The organism is Demequina rhizosphaerae (assembly GCF_000971255.1).
GTDB classification, from domain to species: domain Bacteria; phylum Actinomycetota; class Actinomycetes; order Actinomycetales; family Demequinaceae; genus Demequina; species Demequina rhizosphaerae.
In genome coordinates, this window is sequence record NZ_BBMC01000002.1 from 702,661 (window position 1) to 724,290 (window position 21,630).

The following is a 21,630-nucleotide window of genomic DNA, read 5'->3' on the forward strand; positions in this document are numbered from 1 at the left end:
CCGGCCGAGCCGCGCCGCTGCGGACCGCGCGCCTCCGCACACGGCGCGCGGGCCCGTCCGGGCATGCGAAAGCCCCCGCCGCGCAGGCGACGGGGGCTTCCGGAACGCTGGGGTCAGCGGCGCGCGAGGTCCGGCAGGTCCTCGTGCGAGATGACGTCGTAGAGGCCGCGGTTGCGGAGCGCGCGACGGTAGCCCGCCGAGGCCCAGGCACGACGCGGCTGCTGGAGCACCGGGGCGTGGAAGCCTCGGTGGATGAGCGCGCGGACCGTCGCGAGGATGTCCTCGCGGGTGTGCACGGTCGGGTCGACGGTGATCTGGACCTCGTAGTCGACGCCGGACTCGTGGACCGACTCGAGCGAGGCCCACGCCTGCGTGCCGGCGGTGTCGGAGCCGGTGATGTGCGCGTACATGTCGGGCGTGCCCTTGAGGTCGAAGCCGACCCAGTCGACCTCGGGAAGGACAGACGCGAGGCGGCCGGGGTGGGCGCCCATGGTGTGCAGGCCCACGGCATAGCCCATCGCGCGGACCTCGCGGATCGCGGGGATGAGGCCGTCCTGGGCGGTCGGCTCGCCGCCGCCGAAGACGACCGCGTCGACCATGCCGCGGTGCGACTCGAGCTGCTCGAGGACGCGCTGCCACGTCACGCGGCCCTCGCCGGTCGGGTCGTGGCTGTCGGGCGTGCCGCAGTAGGCGCACAGCCACGGGCAGCCCTGCAGCGTGACGGTCGCGGCGATGCGGCCGGGCCACGCGTGGGTGCACGAGGACAGGAAGTCCGCGATGACGAGACCGTGCGCGGACTGGATCGCGATGGCGGAGGTGTCGAGCTCGGTGGTGGACATGGGGATTGCCTCCTGCGTCGGCGGTGCCGCGGGTTCTCCGCGACTTCCTTCTCTGACGACCGGTTCGGACGTCTTCAGGGTGCGCCGACGCGGCGTCGTCAGACGCGCCGACACACCGTCGTGTGGGATTTCGTTGGCGAGGGGGCGACGGGGGTCCATCTGCGCCTCCTCGGCAGCACCATTCTCACCCCGTGAGGAGCCTGTCGGGACCAGTCGAGACCCCTCAGCCTCTGCTCCCGGCGCGAACGTCGATGCCACCCCTCAAGGGTAGTTTTGCCACTTGGTGACCGCTTCGGACCAGGGTCCCGTATCTGGTGTGGTCGGGCCCAGGACGGGGCCAAGGTCGGGCAAAGGCGTCGGGTGGGAACTCCAAAATGGCGCGCCTCGGACTTGAACCTGAACTCCCTGGAGATTCCCAGCAAGATCGGCCACGCGGCCGGCGTGTCGCGGACGATGCGACGCTCGCCTACCCGCGGGCCGCGCGGGTCCCCCGAGAGCGACCACCGGCCACCCATCCGGGGTAGGGGGAAGGGACGACCGCTACTCGAGGAAGCCGTCCGCCACCAGCTCGCGCACCGCCGGCACCAGCCCGGCGACCATGCGGCCCGCGTCGACGTCGAGCAGGGCCGCCAGCGCATGCGCGATCTGGCCCGCGGTGAGCTCGCCGTCGCATGCGCCCACGAAGCCCGCGAGCGCCGTGTCCATCGACACCGACCGGCCCAGCCCGGCCCCCTGCCGCAGCAGGATGTACGAGGGGTCGGCCTGCAGCACCGGCCCGTAGGACTCCCGCGTCACATCCGCGGCGGCCGTCCACGCGGTGTCGAGCAGCGCATCGTCGGTGAGCGCCGTCGCGCGGTCGTGCGCCGCCAGCGCCTGGGCCAGGTACCCGCCGAACGGCTCCTGCAGCGCACCCTCGTGCTGCTCGAGACGGTGCAGCGTCGGGCTCCCCGACACGGGGCGGCGCAGCAGCACCATCCCGAAGCCCACCGCGCGCACCGCGCGCGCGTCGAAGTCGGACAGGTACGCCTCGTACGCCGCCTCGAACTCGGCGCGCCCGCGCTCGGGCGTCACGCCGGCGTCGCGCAGCCACGTCTCCGCGTACTCGGCCGCGTCCAGCTCGTCGCGCTCGATGACCCACGCGTCGAGCGGGTGCCCGGCCGACGCCGAGGCGTCGAGCCACGCCTCGATCCCCTCGGACCACGACTCCCCGTGGATCTCCCAGTTGCCCAGCATCTGCGCGACGCCGCCGGGCGCGAGCACCGAGCCCACCGACGAGACCAGCGACGAGACGATCCCGTCGCCCGGCATCCCCGACGCCCGGTACTCGAAGCTCGGCGCTCCGTCGGGCGTGATGACGAACGGCGGGTTCGACACCACGAGGTCGAACTGCTCCCCCGCGACCGGCTCGAGCATCGACCCCTCGCGCAGGTCCCAGCCGCCCGCCGCGTTGAGCGTCCGGTTGAACTCGGCGAAGCCGAGCGCGCGCCGCGAGACGTCCGTCGCGACCACCGACCCCGCGTGCCGGGCAGCGTGGAGCGCCTGGACCCCGCAGCCCGTGCCCAGGTCGAGCACCCGCCCCACCGGCGCGCGCATCGTCATGCCCGCGAGCGTGAGCGACGCGCCCCCGATGCCGAGCACGTGGTCGTCGCGCAGCCGCTCCCCCGTGACCGCCTCGCCACGGTCCGAGGCCACCCACCAGCGGGCCTCGCCGTCGGAGTCGACCGCCGCGTACGGGCGCAGGTCCACGCGCGAGCGCGCCTCGCCGCCGGACAGCTCGACGAGCCCGCACCGTGCCGCACCCTCCGCGCCGGTCGCCGGCAGCGCGGCGTCGAGCGCCGCCGTCGGCACGGTGTCCCCCAGGAGGAACAGCCGCGCGAGCGTCGCCTCGGCGGTGGACGATGCGCGGGCCGCCCGCCGCGCGGGCAACACCTGCTCGCGGGACAGCGCACGCATCGCGCGCTCCCCGACCACGGACTCGACAGCGTCGACCGTCCACGTCGCGAGGTCGGCGCGGAGGGCCTCCGCGGAGGCGTCGTCGGGCAGCACGGGGACGTCGAGGCTCACGCCTCCGAGGCTAGTGCGGGGGCGCGGCGACGGCTCGCGCAATGGACGAGGCACTCCCATCGCGCTGTTTTAGGAATTCCTCACACACTCCGGAGCGACCACCCTTCCCCGCGCGACGCGCGGGGACGCCCCGCTACCGCAGCCGGTCCGAGGTGAGCAGCGCCCGGTAGAACGCCACGCCGCGGCCGAGCGACTCGACCTCGACCTTCTCGTTCGGTCCGTGCACCGCCTCGCGCTGCGGCTTGGTCATCCGCAGCGGCGCGAAGCGGTAGGTCGCGCCCGCCATGGGCGCGAGGTGCCGCGAGTCGGAGGCCGCGAGCATGACGTACGGGATCGTCAACGCGTCCGGATAGGACGCCCCGACGGCCTCGTGCATCGCCGCCCACCGCGCATCGTCCCCCCGCGGGGAGACGGGCGACGGCTCGGACGGGTTCTCCACCGCGATCGCGACGCGCGGGTCGCGCACGACCCGGCGGACGTGGTCGACCGCCTCGTCGACGCTCGACCCGACCGCGATGCGGATGTTGAGGACCGCGGTCGCGCGGGTCGCGAGGACGTTGTGCGCGGGGCTGCCCTCGAGCTGCGTGATGGCGACCGTGGTGCGCACCATCGCGGCGAGCTCGGGGCTGAGGCGCGGCATCACCCGCGCGAGCACGCCGCGCAGGGACGAGGCGCGGCGCAGCAGCGCGCCGAGCGGTCCGCGCAGGCGGCCGGCGACGAGCTCGAGCATCTCGACGGAGACGTCGTTGACCGCGGCGGGGTGCGGGTTGTCCTCGATGCGGGCGAGCGCCCGCGCGAGGATGCCGGGTGCGGACTCGCGCGGCGGCGTCGACGCGTGCCCGCCGAGGCCGTCGACCGTGAGGCGCAGGTCCACGATCCCCTTCTCGGAGACGCCGATGACCGCGGCCTCGCCGTCGAGGCCGGGGAACGCGCCGACCGCGACCGCGCCGCCCTCGTCGAGCACCATCCACGGCGTGATGCCGCGCTCGGTCAGGAGCGCGGCGGCCGCGGTCGCGCAGTCGCCGTACGACTCCTCGTCGGCGCCCATGAGGAGGTAGAGGTCCTGCGCGGGGGTCCACTCCTCGCCGAGCAGCGACTCGACGGCCTCGAGCATGACGGTGAGCGCGCCCTTGTCGTCGAGCGCGCCGCGGCCGAACACCCAGCCGTCGACGATGGCGCCCTCGAAGGGCTCGTGCTCCCAGCCCTCGGCCTCCCATTCGCGCGGCACCGGCACGACGTCCTGGTGGGCCATCAGCACCACGGGCCGGTCGGCGGCGGCGCCAGGGATGCGGACGAGCAGTCCGGCGCGGCCCACGGCCTCCACCTCGTGACCGAAGACGCGCGGATAGAAGCCGCGCATCGTCTCCTCGAGCGCGGCGAACGATGCGGCGGTGGCCTCGTCGTGCGGGCCCGCGTCCGCGGGGGTGACGGTGGGGATGCGGATGAGGGCGGCGAGGCGCTCGGCGACCGACTCGGCGGACGGCACGGTCACGCGCGGCCCTCCTCGACGTCGAACGCGTCGACGCGCGACGCGACCACGTCGGGTCCGACGGCCTCGAGCGGCGCGGCGCCCTCCTCGACCTCGACGTTCGAGGTGAAGGCCACCTTGGGGACCGCGAACAGCGCCATCGCCGCGACGATGGCGGTGCCGCCGCAGATCGCCCACACGGTGATGTAGCCGGACAGCGTGCCGGCGGTCGACTCGCCCGCGCCGCCGCCCGCCGCGACGCCCGAGACGAGCGCGATCGCGAAGGCGGTCGACGCGAAGGCGCCGCCGACGGTCTTGGTCGTGTTGGTGAGGCCGGTCGCCATCGCGGTCTGGTGCGGCGGCGCCGCGGACGCGGCCGCGGCCGGCAGGGCGGCGACGAGCGCGCCCGAGCCCAGCCCGGCGACGACCATGCACGACACCACGACGGCCGTGCTGCCGTGCAGCGGGATGAGCGCGAGGTACCCGCCGGCGACCAGGAACGAGGCGGCGATGAGGACCGCGCGCGGGCTGTAGCGGGCGCTGAGGCGGGCGAAGAGCAGCGCGCCGACGAGCAGCGACATCACGTAGGCGCCGATGAGGTACGACGTCGTCGCGGAGGTGAGGCCGAGCCCGTAGCCGACCTCGTCCGGGTTCGTGCGGGCGAAGGTCGACAGCGGGCCCTGCGCACCGAGGACGCTCACGCCGAACAGCGTGGCGGTGAGGATGACGGGCCACACGGTCGGGCGCTTGAGCAGCGCGATGTCGACGAGCGGCTCGTCGGTGCCCTGCTCGACGCGCACGAACAGCCACATGAGCGCGAGGCCGATCGCGACCATCAGCACGACCCACGGCGAGAAGCCGTCGATGCGCACGAGCGAGAGGCCGCCCATGAGCGTGAGCAGCCCTAGCGTGAGGACCACCGTGCCGCGGGTGTCGATCGTGCCGCCGGCGCGGACGCCGGTGTCGGGGACCTTGAACAGGACGACGAAGAGCGCGATGGTGACCATCGCGGCCGGGACGCTGAGCGTGGCCCACAGCGGCAGCATCCCGCCGAGCTGGCCTCCCGCGAGCGCGCCGAGGATCGCGCCGGCCTGGAGCGCGGCGACGATGATGCCGGCGCCGCGTCTCGTGAGGGCGGCGCCGTTCTCCTTGTCGCGGGCGCGCGAGTGGATGATCGCGACGTTGAGAGGCAGCCAGACGACGTAGAAACCCTGGATGGCCCACGCGAGCACGAAGAGCGGGAAGCTCGGGGCGAAGGCGAGCGCCCAGCTCGACAGCGCGGTCACGATGAGCGACGCGATGAGCACCTTGCGGTGGCCGATCATGTCGCCCAGGCGTGCGAGCACCGGGACCACGATCGCGCTCAGCAGGAGCTGCGCCGCCTCGAACCAGTTGACGTCGGCGTCGTGGATCCCCAGGTGGCGGGCGATGTCGGTGAGCAGGGGCGTGTAGTACCCCTGCAGGACGCCCGACGTCCCCTCGACCACGACCAGGGCGCCCACGACGCCGCCCGCGAGCTTGACGTTCATCGATGCCATGGCGGCATGGTTCCAGACCGATGTGTCGGCGACGTTGCGCGGCGCCGTCCGGGTCCGCGCATCGTGATCCGATCGAGACGCGCGCGAGGTGCGCGCGAGCGGCGCGCGAGGTGATGGTCTCTCTCCCGTGTGTCAGGAATAACTGAAACAGCCCGCGTCTCGCGTGGGCGCCATCGCCTCTACCAGGGGATTCGCCAGTCGTCGCGGTGCTGTTTCACCTCACGCTGGAATACGGCGGAGAGACATCCGCTCAGGAGGGCGGCGAGGCCCCCGCGCGAAGCGCCTCGAGAAGCCCGCCCACGAGCTCGAGGTCGCACTCGAGCGTGGATCCGCCCAGATGCGGGGTGATGACCACGTGCTCGAACGCGAGCAGCGGATGGTCGGCGGCGAGCGGCTCGTCGCCGTGGACGTCGAGGCCGGCGCCCGCGAGGCGACCCGCCCGCAGCGCGTCGAGCATGGCCGCCTCGTCGACCACCGGCCCGCGCGCGGTGTTGACGAGGATCGCGCCGGGCTTCATGCGCGCGAGCTCGGCCGCGCCGATGATGCCGCGGGTCGAGTCGTCGAGCGGCAGCAGCACCACGAGCACGTCGGACCCGGCCAGGAGCGCATCGAGCCCGACCCGCCGAGCGCCGGTCGCCTCCTCGAGGGCGGGGAGGGCACGCGCGTCCGTGAACAGCGGACGCGCCTCGAGAGCCGCGAGCATGCGCAGGAGCGGCGCGCCGATGCGACCCGCGCCCAGCACCCCCACCGCGGAGCCCGCGAGGTCGCGCCCCGCGTACGGCACCTTGAGGCCCTCGCGGGGCCACCGGCCCGCGCGGATCGCGGCGTCCGCCGCCGGGACGCGGCGCAGGGTCGCGAGGATGAGGGCGAGCGTGTGCTCGGCCACGGTGCGCCACAGGCGGCTCGACTCGAGCACGGCGATCCCGCGGGCGTCCGCGAAGTAGTGGACCGGCGCGGGCGCGAGATGGACCGCGAGGGCGCGCAGCCGGGGCGCGGCTCCGAGCTCCTAGACGGCGGGCGGGCCGTACGCGATCAGCCCGTCCGCGGCGGCGAGCGCCTCGGCCCGCGCCGCGGGGTCGCGGGGCAGCGGCGCGACGTCGGCGGCGGCCTCGAGGGCCACCAGCGCTCCGGGGTGCAGCGACATGTCGATGAGGACGCGAGGGCGCGAAGGGGTCACCGCGTCAGCATGGCACGGCGCCGCGTCCACGAGCCCGTTCGTGGACCGGGGCGTGGGCCGGGCCATGGACCCGTGCGTGAGCCGGGCGCGGCGCCCGCCCGCTGGGAGGCTGGGACAGGCGCCGCGCCGCTCGGGGGCGCGCCGACCCTAGCGCTGCTCCCCGCCCGCGGGCGTGCCCGCGGTGGTCGATGCGGCCTCCGCCGCTGAGCCGTCGGCCTCCGAGGCGGTCGGGCCGTGGCCCTCCTCGACGGCCGCCGCATCGGCCTCGCTCGCGATGCCGCCCGCGTGGGCGCGGCGCGACGCCAGGCCCACCGCGGTCACGGCGACGACGCCCGCGACGCCGGCGATGAGCCCGCGCATCCACGGGTTGGCGGAGTCGCCGTACGTGAGCAGCACGACGGCCGGCGCGATCAGCAGCGCGACCAGGTTCATCACCTTGATGAGCGGGTTGATCGCCGGCCCGGCGGTGTCCTTGAACGGGTCGCCGATGGTGTCGCCGATGACCGTGGCCTCGTGCGCGGGCGAGTACTTGCCGCCCCAGTAGCCGTCCTCGACGATCTTCTTCGCGTTGTCCCACGAGCCGCCCGCGTTCGCGAGGAACACGGCCATGAGGACGCCCGTGCCGATCGCGCCCGCGAGGAAGCCCGCGAGCGCGCCGACGCCGAGCGCGAAGCCGACGAAGATGGGCGCCATCGCTGCCAGCAGACCCGGCGTCGCGAGCTCGCGCAGCGAGTCGCGCGTGCAGATGTCGACCACGCGGCCGTACTCGGGCCGCTGGGTGCGGTCCATGATCCCGGGCATCTCGCGGAACTGGCGGCGCACCTCGAACACGATCGCGCCCGCCGCGCGCGTGACCGCGTCGATCGCGAGCCCGGAGAAGAGGAACACGGTCGCGCCGCCGATGATGACGCCGACCAGCGTGAGCGGGTGGATGATCTCGTAGCTGAAGGCGGCGGCGGTCTCCGCGGCGTCGGCGAGCGCGTTGGTGACCGCGTCCGAGTAGCTGCCGAACAGTGCCGTCGCGGCGAGCACGGCCGTCGCGATCGCGATGCCCTTGGTGATGGCCTTGGTGGTGTTGCCGACGGCGTCGAGGTCGGTGAGGGTCTTCGCGGCCTCCTCGTCGACCTCGCCGGACATCTCGGCGATGCCCTGCGCGTTGTCGGAGACCGGCCCGAAGGTGTCCATCGCGACGATCACGCCGACCGTCGTGAGCAGGCCGCAGCCCGCGAGCGCGACGAGGAACAGGGCGAGGGTGACGGACCCTCCCGCGACGGCGAACAGGACGACGATCGCGCCGGCGATGACCGTGGCCGTGTAGACGGCGGACTCGAGGCCCACGCCGATGCCCGCGAGCACCACCGTCGCCGCCCCGGTGAGGGAGGTGCGCGCGACGCGGCGGGTGGGCCGCTGCGCGGTGTCCGTGAAGTAGCCGGTGATCCACAGGATGAGGCCCGCGAGGCCGATGCCGACGAAGACCGCGACCATGGAGACGATGCGCGGGTCGCCGGTCTCCCCCTCGACGGAGGCGCCGTTGAGATCGGCGAACGATGACGGCAGGTAGACGAACGCGGCGATCGCGGCGAGCACCGCGCCGACCGCGGCGGCGGTGTAGAAGCCGCGGTTGATCGCCTTGAGGCCGGGCTCGTTGCCGCGGATCTTGGTGATGGCGACGCCGAGCGCGGCCACGAGCGCGCCGATCGCGGTGACGATGAGCGGGAAGACGAGGCCCTGCTCGCCGAAGGCCGCCTTGCCCAGGATGAGCGCCGCGACCAGCGTGACGGCGTACGACTCGAAGAGGTCCGCGGCCATGCCGGCGCAGTCGCCCACGTTGTCGCCTACGTTGTCGGCGATGGTGGCGGCGTTGCGCGGATCGTCCTCGGGGATGTGCTTCTCGACCTTGCCCACGAGGTCCGCGCCCACGTCCGCGGCCTTGGTGAAGATGCCGCCGCCGACGCGCATGAACATCGCGAGCAGCGCGGCCCCGAAGCCGAAGCCCTCGAGCACGGCCGCCGCATCGTCCCGATAGAGGAAGACCACCGCGGCCGCGCCGCCCAGGCCCATGCCGACCACGGACATGCCGACCGCGCCGCCGGTGCGGAAGGCGATGCGCGCGCCCTCGGCGCGCCCGCCCTGGCGGGTCGAGGCGGAGGCGACGCGCACGTTGGCACGGACCGCGAGCCACATGCCCATGTAGCCGATGGTCGCGGAGCAGCCCGCGCCCAGGAGGAAGAACAGCGACCGGCCCACGCGGACGCCCGCGTCGCCGGGCAGCAGGAACAGCAGCGCGAACACCAGCGCCGCGAACAGCGCGAGGGTGCGCAGCTGGCGGCTCAGATACGCGGACGCGCCCTCCTGCACCGCGGTCGCGATGTCGTTCATCGACTCGGTCCCGCCCGGCGCCTGCAGCACGTTACGTCGCAGGAACCAGGCTGCTATCAGCGAGATCGCGGCGATGATCCCGATCACGACCACGATGGTCGCGCTGCCCGAGCTCACCTCCACCGCGGTTGCCGTGGCGTGCATACGTCCTCCTTGACGTTCTCCCCGACACGACTCCGTTGTCGCGCCCGCAAGGGGTACCAGGCCACTCTAGGGGACAAGGTCGGCGAGTCGTCGAGTCCCGACCCAACGTTTCTGCCACGGTGCCCGTCAACCATGCAGGGCACGACGAGGTGGGGGATCGCATGAGCGACTGGCGGGAGACGATGGCGCAGCTGGTGCGCGATCGCGAGCGCGCGCTGCTCGGATACGCATATCTGGTGTGCGGCGACGGGACGCTGGCGCAGGACCTGGTGCAGGACGCGCTGGTGCGGACGTTCTCGCGTCCACGCCCCGGACTGACCTCGGTGAAGGCGGAGGCGTACGTGCGCCGCGCGATCACCACGGCCTACATCGACGGGTACCGCCGGGACCAGCGGTGGAAGCGGGTCCAGCACCTCTTCCGCCCGGCCGCACCCCTCGCGGACCCGCTCGCGGGCGTCGAGGCCGGGGCGGACGTGCTCGAGGCGCTCGCCACGCTGGCGCCGCGCGAGCGGGCCTGCGTGGTGCTGCGGTTCTTCGACGACCTCACCGTGCCCGACATCGCGCAGCACCTGGGCCTCGCGCCCGGATCGGTGAAGCGGTACCTGCATGACGGCCTGGCACGGCTCGAGCTGCTGCTCGGGCCCCTCGAGGACGATTCCCGCGACCAGGCGGACGACGAAGTCGACGTGGCGACGCGTCGACGGACGGAAGGCGGCTGACATGAAGCTCTCGGATGCCCTGCGGGGCGCCGCGGACCGGGCCCCGCTCGACGGGCTCGCGGTCGACACCCGTCGTGCGCAGCGTCGCGTGACCACCCAGCGCGGCCTGCGCACCGGCTCCGGCGGGGTGCTCGCCGGCGGCATGGTGGTCGTGCTCGGCTTCGGCATCTCCGGCGCGGTCGGCGGCTCGGCCGCCACGAGCGGGGACGATGCGGGACGGGACGAGGCCGCGGCGGTCACCGAGGAGTCGGCCGGCGGCGCCGCCGGCGAGATGGACGGCGCGATGGCCGACTCGTCCGCGCTCGCGTGGGGGCTGTGCGGCCAGGAGCTGCCGTCCCTCGAGAGCACCGACGCCCCCGTCGAGCTCGACGCGACGATTGTGGGCGAGCCCGCCGTGGGCGAGGAGCTGCCGGTGACCGTGACGAGCAGCGTCGTCGCGGACGGCACGTTCGCGACGTTCGGGATCGACGGCGTGGTGCTGTGGGACGGCGTCGTCGTCGGCACCCTCGGCTCGGACGGCGTCGCCGCGGCCGAGGTCGCCGACCTCGCGGCCGGGGACTCGTCCGTCGCGGACCTCGCGGTGCCGCTGGTGAACTGCTGGGACGGCGAGCCGCTGCCCGCGACGAAGTACGAGCTGGTCCTCACCCAGGAGTTCTACGCGACCGCGGCCACCGACGAGCCGCCGGTGGTCGAGCCGGTCCAGCCCACCGATCCCGTCTCCCCCGAGGCGGTCGAGTCCGAGGAGCCCGGCGGCCCCGCGGAGTCCGCCGGGTCAGGCGAGGCGACCGACGGCGATACCGGCGCGGCCGGCGACACGGGAGGGACCGTCGACGACGACGCCACCGTGACCAACGACGACGCGTCCGCGATGATCGCGGCTGGCGGCCCCGCGCTGCGGGCGATTGCTCCCGCGGTCGGGTTCGCGATCGCGGGCGACCCGGTCGACGACCCGTTCGCGGAGTACCTGCGGGTGGACGAGCCGGAGCCCATGCCGACCGTGCCCGACGACGAGCCGACCGTGAACGAGGACGCCCTCGATGCGGACACGGCGCGCGGGCTCTACCGCGACGGCCTCGCGGGTGCGTGGGACATGGCCGCGGGCACGCAGCGGTGGATCGTGTCGGGCGACTCGACCGGGGCGCTGGCCGCGTCGTGGTTCGGCTGCGCGTGGGAGGGCGACGGCGCGTTCCCGGCGCGCTCCGCCGAGATGGACCTGCTCGACGTCACGGTCGCCGCGCCGGCGGCCATCGACGTGAGCTACGGCTGGATCGTGGACGGCAACCCCGCCGTGACGAGCCGCGTCGCCAACGCCTCGGCCTGGGACCTCGACGGGTTCTGGGACGCGGGCAGCGTCCAGCTCGCGCTCGTGCGGGACGGCCGCGTGGTCGCCGAGGCCTACCCGGTGAACCCGTACCAGTACCGGGACGTCGCGATCGCGGAGTCCCTGGACGGCGCCGAGGACGCGTCGATCGCGATCGAGCCCTACGGCTACTCCGACGGCGGGCTGGGCCGCGGCGAGTCGGTCGAGACGCGGCTGCTGTGGCGCGACGTCAACGGCTGCTGGGGCGAGAGCGGCCAGGCGACCGTCGAGCCCGGCACGTACACGCTGCTCGCGATGCACTACCTCAGCGTGGGCGGCGGCTACGCGGTCGCGTGGGACAGCGCCGACGAGGACCTGCTCCTGGAGGAGGAGGCCCGCGCGGGCGACCTCGGCGGCACCCTGGGCGACAACGACGGCCCGCTGCTGCTCGAGCCGGACTCCACCGACGCCGGCGAGGCAGTCACGGGCGGCGGCTCGACGGGCAGCGCGATCGCTCCCGCCCCGGACGGCGCCACAGTGTACGACGCCGTCGACTTCCAGGTCTGGACGTCGCTCGGCACCCTGACGGTGCGCTGACACGCCTGTTACCTCGGGTTACCGATGTGGGCTTTGTCACAACCCACGCACAAGGGCCGCAACACGCGCCACGCTGTTATGGAAATGCAACCGATTCGCCGTATTGAATCGGAGTACGCGAACGCCGATGGCGTGAGCGCATGGATTTCCTGACAGCGGCACGATCCCTCAGCCGTCCGCTGGCAGGAATACCGTCGGCGGCGGTCCGACCCCCCTCAGCTCGGGCCGCCGCCGACACCTTCCTCCCCGCCCGAGCGGACGCCTCCCTCCCCCGGATCTCGACGGTCACGGTGACGGCGCCACGGGCATCGACCGCGCATCGCGCGATCACGGCGCCGGACCGCGTCGCGGCCGCCTGCGCCGTCGCGCACGGAGCCCCGGGGTCGGGCGAGGCCCGCGCGGCCGCCGCACGCGCCTCCCTCGCGCCGGCAAGCGCCGCCGCGTCCGCCGCGGCCTGCGCCCGGGCCTGAGCCCCGAGCAGCCCGACCGCCGTCGCCAGCGCGAGCACCGCGACGAGCGCCGCGAGCGCGACGCCCAGTGCCGCGACCGACCCGGCGCCCGCATCGTCCCGCACGCGCCCCACCGTCAGCCCTCGAGCGGTAGCGCCGCGCGCGCCCCGCGGGCGCCCCACGGCCATCCCAGGTCGACGGCCACCGTCACCTCGATCCATCCGCCGGCACGACCCACCTCGACGGTGGCCGCACCCCCGGCCGTCCGGCGCGCGACGGCGACCGCCGCATCGTCCCCCGCGATCGCACCCGCACGGGCCCCGGCGAGCGCGGCCGCCGACACCGCCGCACCCGCCGCGGCCGCCTGCACGGCGGACAGGGCGACGGCGAGGATGACGACCGCGGCCGGCAGGGCGAGCGCGAGCTCGACCGTCGCGGATCCGCGATCGCCGGCCCCGCTCATGCGCCGAGCGCGCCGCGCAGGATGCCCATGAGCAGCCCGCGCACCTCGTCGGACTTGAGGATCACCACGAGCAGGCCCGCGAAGCCCGCCGCCGCGACCGTGACGAGCGCGTACTCGACCGTGGCCATCCCGTCGTCGCCGCGCGTCTCCTCGTTCATCACCGCTCCCTTCCTCGGTCATCACCAGGCTGGTTAGTGAGACGTGGGGCCGCGCGGGGCCGAGGGAGATCGGTGGGCACGGGCCCTCCGGACCAGCCCGGGGACATCGCCGCCGCCTAGAGTGTCCGTGGGCCCGACCCGCCCACCGCGACCCGTACGAGGGGGACCATGACCGACGCCGCGTCCAGCCCGAGCCCCGCCGTCCTCGCGAAGGCGGCCGTGCCCGCCACGATCGTCGGGATCGGCGCGGCGGTGCTGCTCTTCGGGGTCGACGCGATCGCGCATGTCCTCCACGGCGTCTGGTGGGAGGACCTGCCGCATGCGCTGGGGATCGACGGCGACGCGCGCTGGTGGGCGGCGATCATCCTCACGGTGACCGGCGCCCTCGTCGGGCTCACGCTGTGGAAGGCGCCCGGCCACGGCGGCCACGACACCGCCACCGTCGACCTGGTGTCGCCCCCGCTGCCCCTGCGCACGCTGCCCGGGGTCGCGGTCGCGCTCATCCTCGGCCTCGCGGGCGGCGTCAGCCTGGGCCCCGAGGGTCCGATCATCATGATCGCGACGGGGATCACCGTCCTCGCCTACCGCCGCTTCCTGCCCGAGGTCCCGGTGCCGGCCGTGCTGATGATCTCGACCTCGGCGATGCTGGGCGCGATGCTCGGCACGCCCGTGGCCGCGGCGCTCGTGCTCACCGGCGTGCTCGGCGGCGGTGCGGCGGGCCAGCTGTGGGACCGCCTCTTCACTCCGCTCGTCGCGGCCGGGGCGGCGTCCGTGTTCTACCACCTGCTCGGCGGCGCGTCGTGGGACATGGGCCTGCCGGACTACAGCGCGCGCTGGATCGACCTGCTGTCGGCCTCCGTGATCGCCACCGTCGGCGCCGCGGTCGGTGTGGCCGCCGCCGCGGCGTTCACGCCCGCGCACCGCGCGTTCCGCCGCCTGCGCCACCCGATGCTCTACGTCACCGTCGGCGGCGTCCTGCTCGGCGGCCTCGCGCTCATCGGCGGCCAGATCACGATGTTCAAAGGCGCGGAGGAGACCGCCGAGCTGCTCGAGAACGTCGACTCGTACGCCGTCGGCACCCTCGCGCTCATCGTCGTGGTCAAGCTGGCCGCGATCGTGATCTCGGGTGCGGCGGGCTTCCGCGGCGGCCGCATCTTCCCCGCGATGTTCACCGGTGTGGCGCTCGGCGCGCTCGCGCACGCGATCGTGCCCGACATCCCCCTCACGCTCGCGGTCGCCTCGGGCGTGCTCGGCGTGGTCTTCGCGGTCGGCCGCGAGGGATGGCTCGCGCTGTTCGGCGGGGTGCTCATCTGCGGCGCGATCGGGGTGCTGCCGGTGCTCTGCGTCGCGGCGCTGCCGGTCTGGCTCGTGCTCACGCGCGCGCCGCACATGCTCGTGCACGTCGACGCCGAGCCGGCCCCCGAGCCTCCCGCCGTCCCCGCGCGGTAGGCGCCGGTCCCGGCGCAGCGGACGCCCGTCTCGCCGGTCCCCCGGACACCCATCCCGCCGCGGCGGACGCCCGTCCGGGCCCGGCTGCACCCTAGGGCGACGCCCACCCGTCCACGCCGACGGTGCCGCCCACCACCGCGACCAGCAGCGGCAGCAGGCCGACCGCGACGAACGCCGGCAGCAGGCACAGCGCGAGCGGCAGCGTGACGCGCACGCCCAGCTCCCCGGCCGCGACCGCCGCATCCGTGCGGGCACGGCGTGCCGCCGACCGCGCCGCCGCCTCGAGGGACGCCGCCGGGCTCGCGCCCGCCTGCATCGCGGGCAGCACCGCGTGCGCGACGGGCTCCCAGCGCGGTTCCGCAGACAGCCCCGGCGCGGCACGATGCGGCGGCGGCCTGCCCGGCGCCGCGCCGCCGAGGTCGCCCCCGAGCACAGCGCCGCCAAGGTCGTCCGCGAGCGCGGCGAGGCCCGGCTCGTCCAGCGCCTCGCCGACGGCCCTCACCGCTCCGGGCACCGATGCCCCGGCCTCGAGCGCCGCGGCGACCAGCGCGGCCGCGACCACCACCGCATCGGAATCGCCGCCCGCGTCCCCGGCCCGCACGACCAGCCGCCCCGTCCACGCGCGCCCCGCCCAGGTGAGGCCCGCGCCCGCCGCCAGCAGCCCCCAGCCGAGCGGGGTCAGCGCGAGCACCCTCACCGTGCGCGGATCCACCAGCGCGCCCAGCGCGAGACCCGCGAGCGGCAGCCACAGGAGGATGCGGGCGCTCAGCCGGGGCCCCGCGAGCGCGGCCCGGCGCAGCGCATCGGCCTCGCGCGCGTCCGCCGCGGCGCCGGCGATCGCCAGCAGCATCGCCGCGAGGGGCGCCCCCGTGCGCGCCGCGAGCCGGTCGGCGCCCGCGACGGCGCGGTCGAGCGTGCCGGCGGGCCTCTCGGGTACGCGGACGCCGGCCCGCGCCCAGGCGTCGCGTGCGGGCAGGCCGGCGCGGAGCAGCCCGACCACCCGGGGCAGGGACTCGTCCCACCCGCTCACGGCGGGGTCCGGCGCGCTCACGCCGCGACCCCGCGCGCGAGCGCCCCGAGGGCGGGCCAGGCGGGTCCGTAGCGCGCGCCCGTCTCGTCGCGCTCGTACGCGGTGACCACCGCGAGGCCGCCGGGGTCGGACCGCAGGCGCGCCACCTCGCTCAGCCGCCGCCCGCCCGGTCCGCGCTCGACGTGCACGACCACCGCGAAGGCCGCCGCCGCCTGCGTCGCGAGCTGCGCCGGGCTGAGGCCCGCGAGCAGCGCGAGCGCCTCGAGCCGCGCGGGCACGTCCCGCGCCGAGTTCGCGTGGAGGGTGGTGAGCGCGCCCCGGTGACCCGTGTTCGCGGCGGCGAGGACCTCGCGCAGCTCCGCCCCGCGGCACTCGCCCAGCACGATGCGGTCGGGCCGCATCCGCAGCGCCTCCCGCACGAGCCGCGCCAGCGGGACTCCGCCGGCACCCTCGACGTTGGGGCGCCGCTCGACCAGACGCACCACGTGAGGGTGGCCGAGCGCGAGCTCGCCCGCCTCCTCGACGAGCACGATGCGCTCCCCCGGGTCCGCGAGCGCGAGCAGGGTCGCGAGCAGCGTGGTCTTGCCCGCGCCCGTGCCGCCCGACACCAGCACCGGGACCCGCGCCCTCACCAGCGCGGCGAGGAGGTCCGCGAGCTCGCGCGTGAGCATCCCGCCCGCGACCAGGTCGTCGACGGCGAACGGCACCGCGCGGATCCTCCGCAGCGAGATGGCGGTGCAGCCGTCCGCGAGGGGCGGCAGCACCGCGTGCAGCCGGGTGCCGTCGGCGAGGCGCGCGTCGACGGTGGGCTCCGCATCGTCCAGCCGCCTGCCGGCGGACGCCGCGAGCGCCACCGCGAGCGCCCGCACGCCCTCCGCCCCGCCGCAGTCGAGCGGGCGCCGCTCGAGCCCGCGGCCGCGGTCGACCCACGCGGAGTCGGGCGCGTGCACGAGCACGTCGGTGACGCCCGGGAGCGCCAGCAGCGGCGCGAGCGGTCCCGCGGGGATGTCCGACACGGCACCAGGTTCGGCGCCCCGCACGGCCCGTCGCCACCCGCGCATCGTCCGCCGGGGAGGGCCGCCGCACGGGCGTGCACGGGGACATCGGACCGGGACCGTCGCCTCCGCGGGACTGTCCGGGGCGGCGGTTAGGCTGACGCCATGGCGGAATCCGGACCGCGGCGCAGCGCGGCCTTCTTCGACCTGGACAAGACCATCATCGCGAGGTCCTCGTCCATGGCCTTCTCGCGCTCGTTCTACGAGGGCGGCCTCATCACGCGCACCAAGGCGCTGCGCACCGCGTTCGCGCAGTTCCTCTTCGAGATCGGCGGGGCCGACGAGCGCCAGACGACGCGCCTGCGCGACGCGCTGAGCGAGCTCATCACCGGCTGGGACGTCGCGCACGTCGACGGCATCGTCGCGGAGACGCTCCACGAGCACATCGACCCGATCGTTTACCAGGAGGCTCTCCACCTCATCCACCGTCACCAGGCCAACGGCCGCGACGTCGTCATCGTGAGCGCGTCGGCGTTCCAGGTGGTCGAGCCGATCGCCCGGCTGCTCGGCGCGGACGGGGTGGTCGCGTCCCGCATGGAGGTCGAGGACGGCCGCTTCACCGGCGAGATCTCCTTCTACGCGTACGGCCCGGCGAAGGCGGAGGCGATCCGCGAGCTCGCCGAGGAGCGCGGCTACGACCTCGGGTCGTGCTACGCCTACTCGGACTCCATCACCGACGCCCCGATGCTCGACGAGGTGGGCCACGGTTTCGCGGTCAACCCCGACCGGACGATGCGCCGCGCGGCACGCCGCCACGGTTGGGGCGTGCTGACGTTCCGCCGTCCGGTCGGCCTGCGATCGCGCTCGGCGGTGCGCCCGGCCGTCGTCGCGACCGTGGCCCTCGCCGCCGTCGCGGTGCTGTGGATCGTCGCCGTCGCCGGCCGCCACGAGCCCGAGGAAGCCTGAGCGGGATCGCCGTCGGCGGCGTGCGCTAGGGTGACGGAGCCGTCGCGCACGGCACGCGGAGTCTGAGGGGATCACGCATGAACAAGGCACTTCTTGCTGCACTCGTGGGGGTGCTGGGGATCGGGCTCGGCATCGGCGCCGGCTGGATGTGGGACACCGTCCGCGGAAGCGGCTCGACCACACCCGCGGAGACCCCCGGAGCATCGGCCTCGGCCACCCCCGCATCGTCCTGACGGCGCCGTCCGCAGAACGGACGTTTCGGGCCGCGTCGATCGGGCGAGCCGGGTAGGGAACGACCCCCGGATGACGTATCCTCGCCACAGCCCCCTCGCGTCGCCGGTGGGCTGAGCCCACCCCTTCTCGAGGACGTCACTTGCGCAAGATCCTTCTCGCCCTCGCCGCGATCGTCATCGCGCTCGCCTCCGCAGCCGCCGGCTGGTTCGGGGTGAAGGCCTGGAAGGCGTCGCAGCCCACCGAGGTGCCCGTGCCGACACCCGGCGCGAGCCAGGCGACGAGCGGCGAGACGATCGCGCTCACGTTCCGCCTGTCCGAGGTCGAGGCCTCCGGCGAGGACCTCTTCACGCCGCCCGCGTGCGGCGAGACCTGGACGCCGCCGTCCGACGAGGCCAACGGCGTGCTGCCCAAGGTCGACGCGTCGCTGCGCCAGGTCGAGGGCGTCGACACCGTCACCGTGGTGCCCGGGTACGCGACCTCGACGGCGGGGCTCGGCTTCCTCGCATCCGAGGGCAGCATCATCGTGACCAGGGACGATGTGGTGGTCACCCCGGATTGGGGCGGCGAGTTCGTGCCCGAGTACTTCGTCGCGTTGCCGGACGAGACCACGCTCACGCAGAACAACGTCGAACTCACCGGCGCGCTGCTGTGCGACGTGTCGGACGGGCTCAACGCGATCTGGCAGGGCTTCGACTGGTCGACCGCGAGCGACGAGGAGATCGCGGCCAAGCAGGACGAGGCCGCCGCCTTCTACGCCGCCCACGAGAGCCTGCCCGCCGGCACCTACCGCGTGTACCAGTGGTCGCCGATCATCCTGGGCGAGCCCGCCGCGATCGCGCGCGTGCTGTCCGAGGAGGGGATCACCGGGCTCGCGGGCCTGCAGTACAACGCCGGCTTCACCGCGCTGTACGACGACCCCGCGATCCAGGAGCACTGCACCGACCAGCTCGATGCGGACGGCAACCTGCTCAACCGCAGCTGCGACGTCCCGGAGGACGTGCTCGCGGACGCGCTCGAGCGCGAGGTGCCCGTCGAGTACATCGCCGACGTGCCGCCCGCGGTCGCCTTCTCGGTCGCGGCCGAGTTCACCGTCGACTGAGCGCGCCATCCGGCGCGGACCTCGCCCGGACGCGCCGGGTCAGTTGCCGCGTCAGCTGCCGGCCCTGCGGCGGAACTCCCCGTGCGGGTGCGCCTGTCCGTTGCCGTGCAGGTGCGTCGCGGGGCCCTGCGCGGACCCGCGCACTCCCCCGCCCTGGCCGTCGTTGCCGACCGCTGCCGCCATGACCTCCTGCGCGTCGCCGTCCTTGACGGACGCGAGGAATTCCTGGGCAGGCTCGTCCTTGAGCATCCGCGCGAGCTTCCCGTGATGGAAGATGTGGACCTCGCCGTTGGTGCGGGTCCGGTAGTCGAAACCCTCTGATCCAGTCATCACCCCAGGCTCGCACGGGCGGGCCGGATGCGCGCGCGGAACCGGCGCATCGTCCCGCCCGACACGGCCAACCGGTCGAATACCAGGCCGTCTAACAAAGCCTTCACAGGCTCGGGACCTTGGTCCTACTGTGACATCCATGGTCAATGTCGCCCATACCCTCGAGAACCTGCACACCGAGACGCGGTCGTTCCGGCCGCACGCCGCGTTCGCCGCGCACGCCAACGCGACCGCATACGAGTACAAGAAGGCCGGCGTCGACCGGCTGCAGTACTGGCGCGAGGCCGCGCTGCGCCTCGCCTGGAGGACCCCGTTCACCGAGATCCTCGACTGGTCCGACGCTCCCGTCGCGCGCTGGTTCCACGACGGCACGCTCAACGCGTGCGACAACGCCGTCGACCGGCACGTCCGCGAGGGCCGCGGCGACCGGGTCGCGTTCCACTTCGTGGGCGAGCCCGGCGACACCGAGACCCTCACCTACGCCGACATCCACGAGCGCGTGCAGCGCGCCGCGAACGGGCTCGCGAGCCTGGGCGTCGGCAAGGGCGACCGCGTCGCGATCTACCTGCCGCAGATCCCCGAGGCCGTGGTCGCGATGCTCGCGTGCGCCCGCGTCGGCGCGATCCACTCGGTGGTGTTCGGCGGGTTCTCCGCGGAGAGCCTGCGCCAGCGCATCGACGACGCCGAGGCCAAGCTCGTCATCACCGCGGACGGCGGCAACCGCCGCGGCGCCCACCTCGCGCTCAAGCCGCTCGTGGACGAGGCGCTCGCCAGCCACGGCGAGGGCACCGCGCACCCCGAGCCCTGCGCCTCGGTCGAGCACGTCCTCGTGGTGCGCCGCACCGGGCAGGACACCGCCTGGACCGAAGGTCGCGACGTCTGGTGGCACGATGCGGTGGACCCGCAGCCCGCCGAGCACGAGCCCGTGTGGGTCGAGGCCGAGCACCCGCTGTTCATCCTCTACACGTCGGGCACCACCGGCACCCCCAAGGGCCTGTTCCACACCACGGGCGGCTACCTCACGGGCGCCGCGCACACGCACCGCATCGTCTTCGACCTCAAGGACGACGACGTGTACTGGTGCACCGCGGACGTCGGCTGGATCACCGGCCACTCGTACATCGTCTACGGTCCGATGATCAACGGCGCGACCCAGGTGCTCTACGAGGGCACCCCCAACACCCCGCACGAGGGCCGCTGGTGGGAGATCGTCGAGCAGTTCAAGGTGACGATCCTCTACACCGCCCCGACCGCGATCCGCACGTTCATGAAGTGGGGCGAGGCGATCCCGCAGCAGTACGACCTCAGCTCGCTCAGGCTGCTCGGCTCGGTGGGCGAGCCCATCAACCCCGAGGCATGGATGTGGTACCGCCGGGTCATCGGCGGGGACCGCTGCCCGATCGTCGACACGTGGTGGCAGACCGAGACCGGCGCGATCATGATCTCGCCGTTGCCCGGCGTCACCGCCACCAAGCCGGGGTCCGCGATGACGCCGATGCCCGGGGTGTCGATCGACGTGGTGGACGATGCGGGACGGCCCGTCGCGAACGGCGAGGGCGGGTACCTGGTCATCACCGAGCCCTGGCCTTCGATGCTGCGGGGGATCTGGGGCAACCGGCACCGCTACGTGTCGACGTACTGGAACCACTTCGATGGCATGTACTTCGCGGGCGACGGTGCCAAGAAGGACGTCGACGGCGACCTGTGGCTGCTGGGCCGCGTCGACGACGTCATGAACGTGTCGGGCCATCGGCTCACCACGACCGAGATCGAGCACTCGCTGGTCTCGCATCCGTGGGTCGCGGAGGCGGCGGTGGTGGGCGCGTCCGACGAGGTCACCGGCCAGGCCGTCGTGGCCTTCGTGATCGTGCGCGGGGACGCGCACGGGGTGCCGGAGGAGGGCGGGGAGGTCGCGGCCGCGCTGCGCGAGCACGTGCGCCGGCAGATCGGCTCGCTCGCGAAGCCGAGGACGATCCTCGTGGTGTCCGAAGTGCCCAAGACGCGCTCCGGCAAGATCATGCGGCGCCTGCTGCGCGACGTGGCGGAGGACCGGCCCACCGGCGACGTCACCACCCTGGCCGACCCGAGCGTCATGGACGCGATCCGCGACGGGCTGGAGGCCGGGCGCGCGGACTGAGGCGGGCCGGCTGAGGCGGGCCGGGCGCGAGGCGCGGGCGGCCCGCCCGCCCAACCGCGATCCCGCCGGAGGGTGCCGCTCCGCGCGGCGCGGGC

General features: G+C 74.4%; 19 protein-coding genes. 7 read left to right on the plus strand and 12 right to left on the minus strand.

What is annotated here, in order from left to right:
* Positions 1 to 113 precede the first annotated feature (113 nt).
* The 7 genes from AOM07_RS03380 to AOM07_RS03410 form a co-directional block, all read right to left on the minus strand.
* Positions 114 to 839: an anaerobic ribonucleoside-triphosphate reductase activating protein gene (locus tag AOM07_RS03380; protein ID WP_062311363.1), complete on the minus strand. Its 726-nt coding sequence runs from the start codon at positions 837 to 839 to the stop codon at positions 114 to 116.
* A gap of 540 nt (positions 840 to 1,379) precedes the next feature.
* Positions 1,380 to 2,963: a DUF7059 domain-containing protein gene (locus AOM07_RS03385; RefSeq protein ID WP_084830059.1), complete on the minus strand. Its 1,584-nt coding sequence runs from the start codon at positions 2,961 to 2,963 to the stop codon at positions 1,380 to 1,382.
* Between the two features lie 73 nt (positions 2,964 to 3,036).
* Positions 3,037 to 4,395: a M20/M25/M40 family metallo-hydrolase gene (locus AOM07_RS03390; protein WP_062311365.1), complete on the minus strand. Its 1,359-nt coding sequence runs from the start codon at positions 4,393 to 4,395 to the stop codon at positions 3,037 to 3,039.
* The gene (locus AOM07_RS03395; protein WP_084830060.1) at positions 4,392 to 5,909 is read right to left on the minus strand and encodes an MFS transporter; all 1,518 of its coding nucleotides are present in this window, start codon (positions 5,907 to 5,909) and stop codon (positions 4,392 to 4,394) included. Before AOM07_RS03395 ends, AOM07_RS03390 begins: the two co-directional genes overlap by 4 nt.
* A gap of 250 nt (positions 5,910 to 6,159) precedes the next feature.
* The gene (locus AOM07_RS03400; protein WP_062311366.1) at positions 6,160 to 6,825 is read right to left on the minus strand and encodes a 2-hydroxyacid dehydrogenase; all 666 of its coding nucleotides are present in this window, start codon (positions 6,823 to 6,825) and stop codon (positions 6,160 to 6,162) included.
* Between the two features lie 90 nt (positions 6,826 to 6,915).
* Positions 6,916 to 7,086: a hypothetical protein gene (locus tag AOM07_RS03405; RefSeq protein ID WP_156171765.1), complete on the minus strand. Its 171-nt coding sequence runs from the start codon at positions 7,084 to 7,086 to the stop codon at positions 6,916 to 6,918.
* A gap of 147 nt (positions 7,087 to 7,233) precedes the next feature.
* Positions 7,234 to 9,609, minus strand: a complete 2,376-nt coding sequence (locus AOM07_RS03410) for a sodium-translocating pyrophosphatase (RefSeq protein ID WP_062311368.1) — start codon at positions 9,607 to 9,609, stop codon at positions 7,234 to 7,236.
* 161 nt (positions 9,610 to 9,770) lie between these two features.
* Here AOM07_RS03410 and AOM07_RS03415 point away from each other — a divergent pair, with 161 nt between their 5' ends.
* Together AOM07_RS03415 and AOM07_RS03420 are read left to right on the plus strand one after the other, a co-directional pair.
* Positions 9,771 to 10,328: a sigma-70 family RNA polymerase sigma factor gene (locus tag AOM07_RS03415; RefSeq protein ID WP_062311369.1), complete on the plus strand. Its 558-nt coding sequence runs from the start codon at positions 9,771 to 9,773 to the stop codon at positions 10,326 to 10,328.
* Between the two features lies 1 nt (position 10,329).
* Positions 10,330 to 12,225, plus strand: coding sequence for a hypothetical protein (locus AOM07_RS03420; RefSeq protein ID WP_062311370.1), 1,896 nt, complete (start codon positions 10,330 to 10,332; stop codon positions 12,223 to 12,225).
* A gap of 585 nt (positions 12,226 to 12,810) precedes the next feature.
* On the opposite strand, the gene AOM07_RS03430 is transcribed toward AOM07_RS03420, so the two are convergent.
* Together AOM07_RS03430 and AOM07_RS14425 are read right to left on the minus strand one after the other, a co-directional pair.
* On the minus strand, positions 12,811 to 13,137 hold the full coding sequence (locus AOM07_RS03430) for a hypothetical protein (RefSeq protein WP_062311372.1): 327 nt from the start codon (positions 13,135 to 13,137) through the stop codon (positions 12,811 to 12,813).
* Positions 13,134 to 13,295, minus strand: a complete 162-nt coding sequence (locus AOM07_RS14425) for a DUF4244 domain-containing protein (RefSeq protein ID WP_082101692.1) — start codon at positions 13,293 to 13,295, stop codon at positions 13,134 to 13,136. The genes AOM07_RS03430 and AOM07_RS14425 overlap by 4 nt, the downstream gene beginning before the upstream one ends.
* Before the next feature lie 168 nt (positions 13,296 to 13,463).
* Between AOM07_RS14425 and AOM07_RS03435 the strand changes: the two genes are divergently transcribed.
* Positions 13,464 to 14,744, plus strand: a complete 1,281-nt coding sequence (locus tag AOM07_RS03435; RefSeq protein ID WP_062311373.1) for an ion channel protein — start codon at positions 13,464 to 13,466, stop codon at positions 14,742 to 14,744.
* 91 nt (positions 14,745 to 14,835) lie between these two features.
* On the opposite strand, the gene AOM07_RS03440 is transcribed toward AOM07_RS03435, so the two are convergent.
* A complete protein-coding gene (locus AOM07_RS03440; RefSeq protein ID WP_156171766.1) occupies positions 14,836 to 15,795 on the minus strand; it encodes a type II secretion system F family protein in 960 nt (319 codons plus the stop codon).
* Positions 15,792 to 16,790 (minus strand): TadA family conjugal transfer-associated ATPase, encoded by a 999-nt coding sequence (locus AOM07_RS03445; RefSeq protein ID WP_062311375.1) that lies wholly within the window; start codon positions 16,788 to 16,790, stop codon positions 15,792 to 15,794. The genes AOM07_RS03440 and AOM07_RS03445 overlap by 4 nt, the downstream gene beginning before the upstream one ends.
* Positions 16,791 to 16,934: 144 nt before the next feature.
* Here AOM07_RS03445 and AOM07_RS03450 point away from each other — a divergent pair, with 144 nt between their 5' ends.
* The 3 genes from AOM07_RS03450 to AOM07_RS03455 all read left to right on the plus strand — a co-directional run bounded on the left by AOM07_RS03450 (position 16,935) and on the right by AOM07_RS03455 (position 19,068).
* On the plus strand, positions 16,935 to 17,735 hold the full coding sequence (locus tag AOM07_RS03450; RefSeq protein ID WP_062311376.1) for an HAD family hydrolase: 801 nt from the start codon (positions 16,935 to 16,937) through the stop codon (positions 17,733 to 17,735).
* Between the two features lie 77 nt (positions 17,736 to 17,812).
* Entirely contained in the window at positions 17,813 to 17,968 is a 156-nt protein-coding gene (locus tag AOM07_RS14625) for a hypothetical protein (protein WP_156165590.1), read from the plus strand.
* A 140-nt stretch (positions 17,969 to 18,108) separates the two neighbouring features.
* Entirely contained in the window at positions 18,109 to 19,068 is a 960-nt protein-coding gene (locus AOM07_RS03455) for a hypothetical protein (protein ID WP_062311377.1), read from the plus strand.
* Positions 19,069 to 19,119: 51 nt separating this feature from the next.
* Here AOM07_RS03455 and AOM07_RS03460 read toward each other — a convergent pair whose 3' ends face one another.
* Positions 19,120 to 19,398: a hypothetical protein gene (locus tag AOM07_RS03460; protein ID WP_156171767.1), complete on the minus strand. Its 279-nt coding sequence runs from the start codon at positions 19,396 to 19,398 to the stop codon at positions 19,120 to 19,122.
* Positions 19,399 to 19,537: 139 nt separating this feature from the next.
* Between AOM07_RS03460 and acs the strand changes: the two genes are divergently transcribed.
* Entirely contained in the window at positions 19,538 to 21,535 is a 1,998-nt protein-coding gene (gene acs, locus AOM07_RS03465; protein WP_062311379.1) for an acetate--CoA ligase, read from the plus strand.
* Positions 21,536 to 21,630 lie beyond the last annotated feature (95 nt).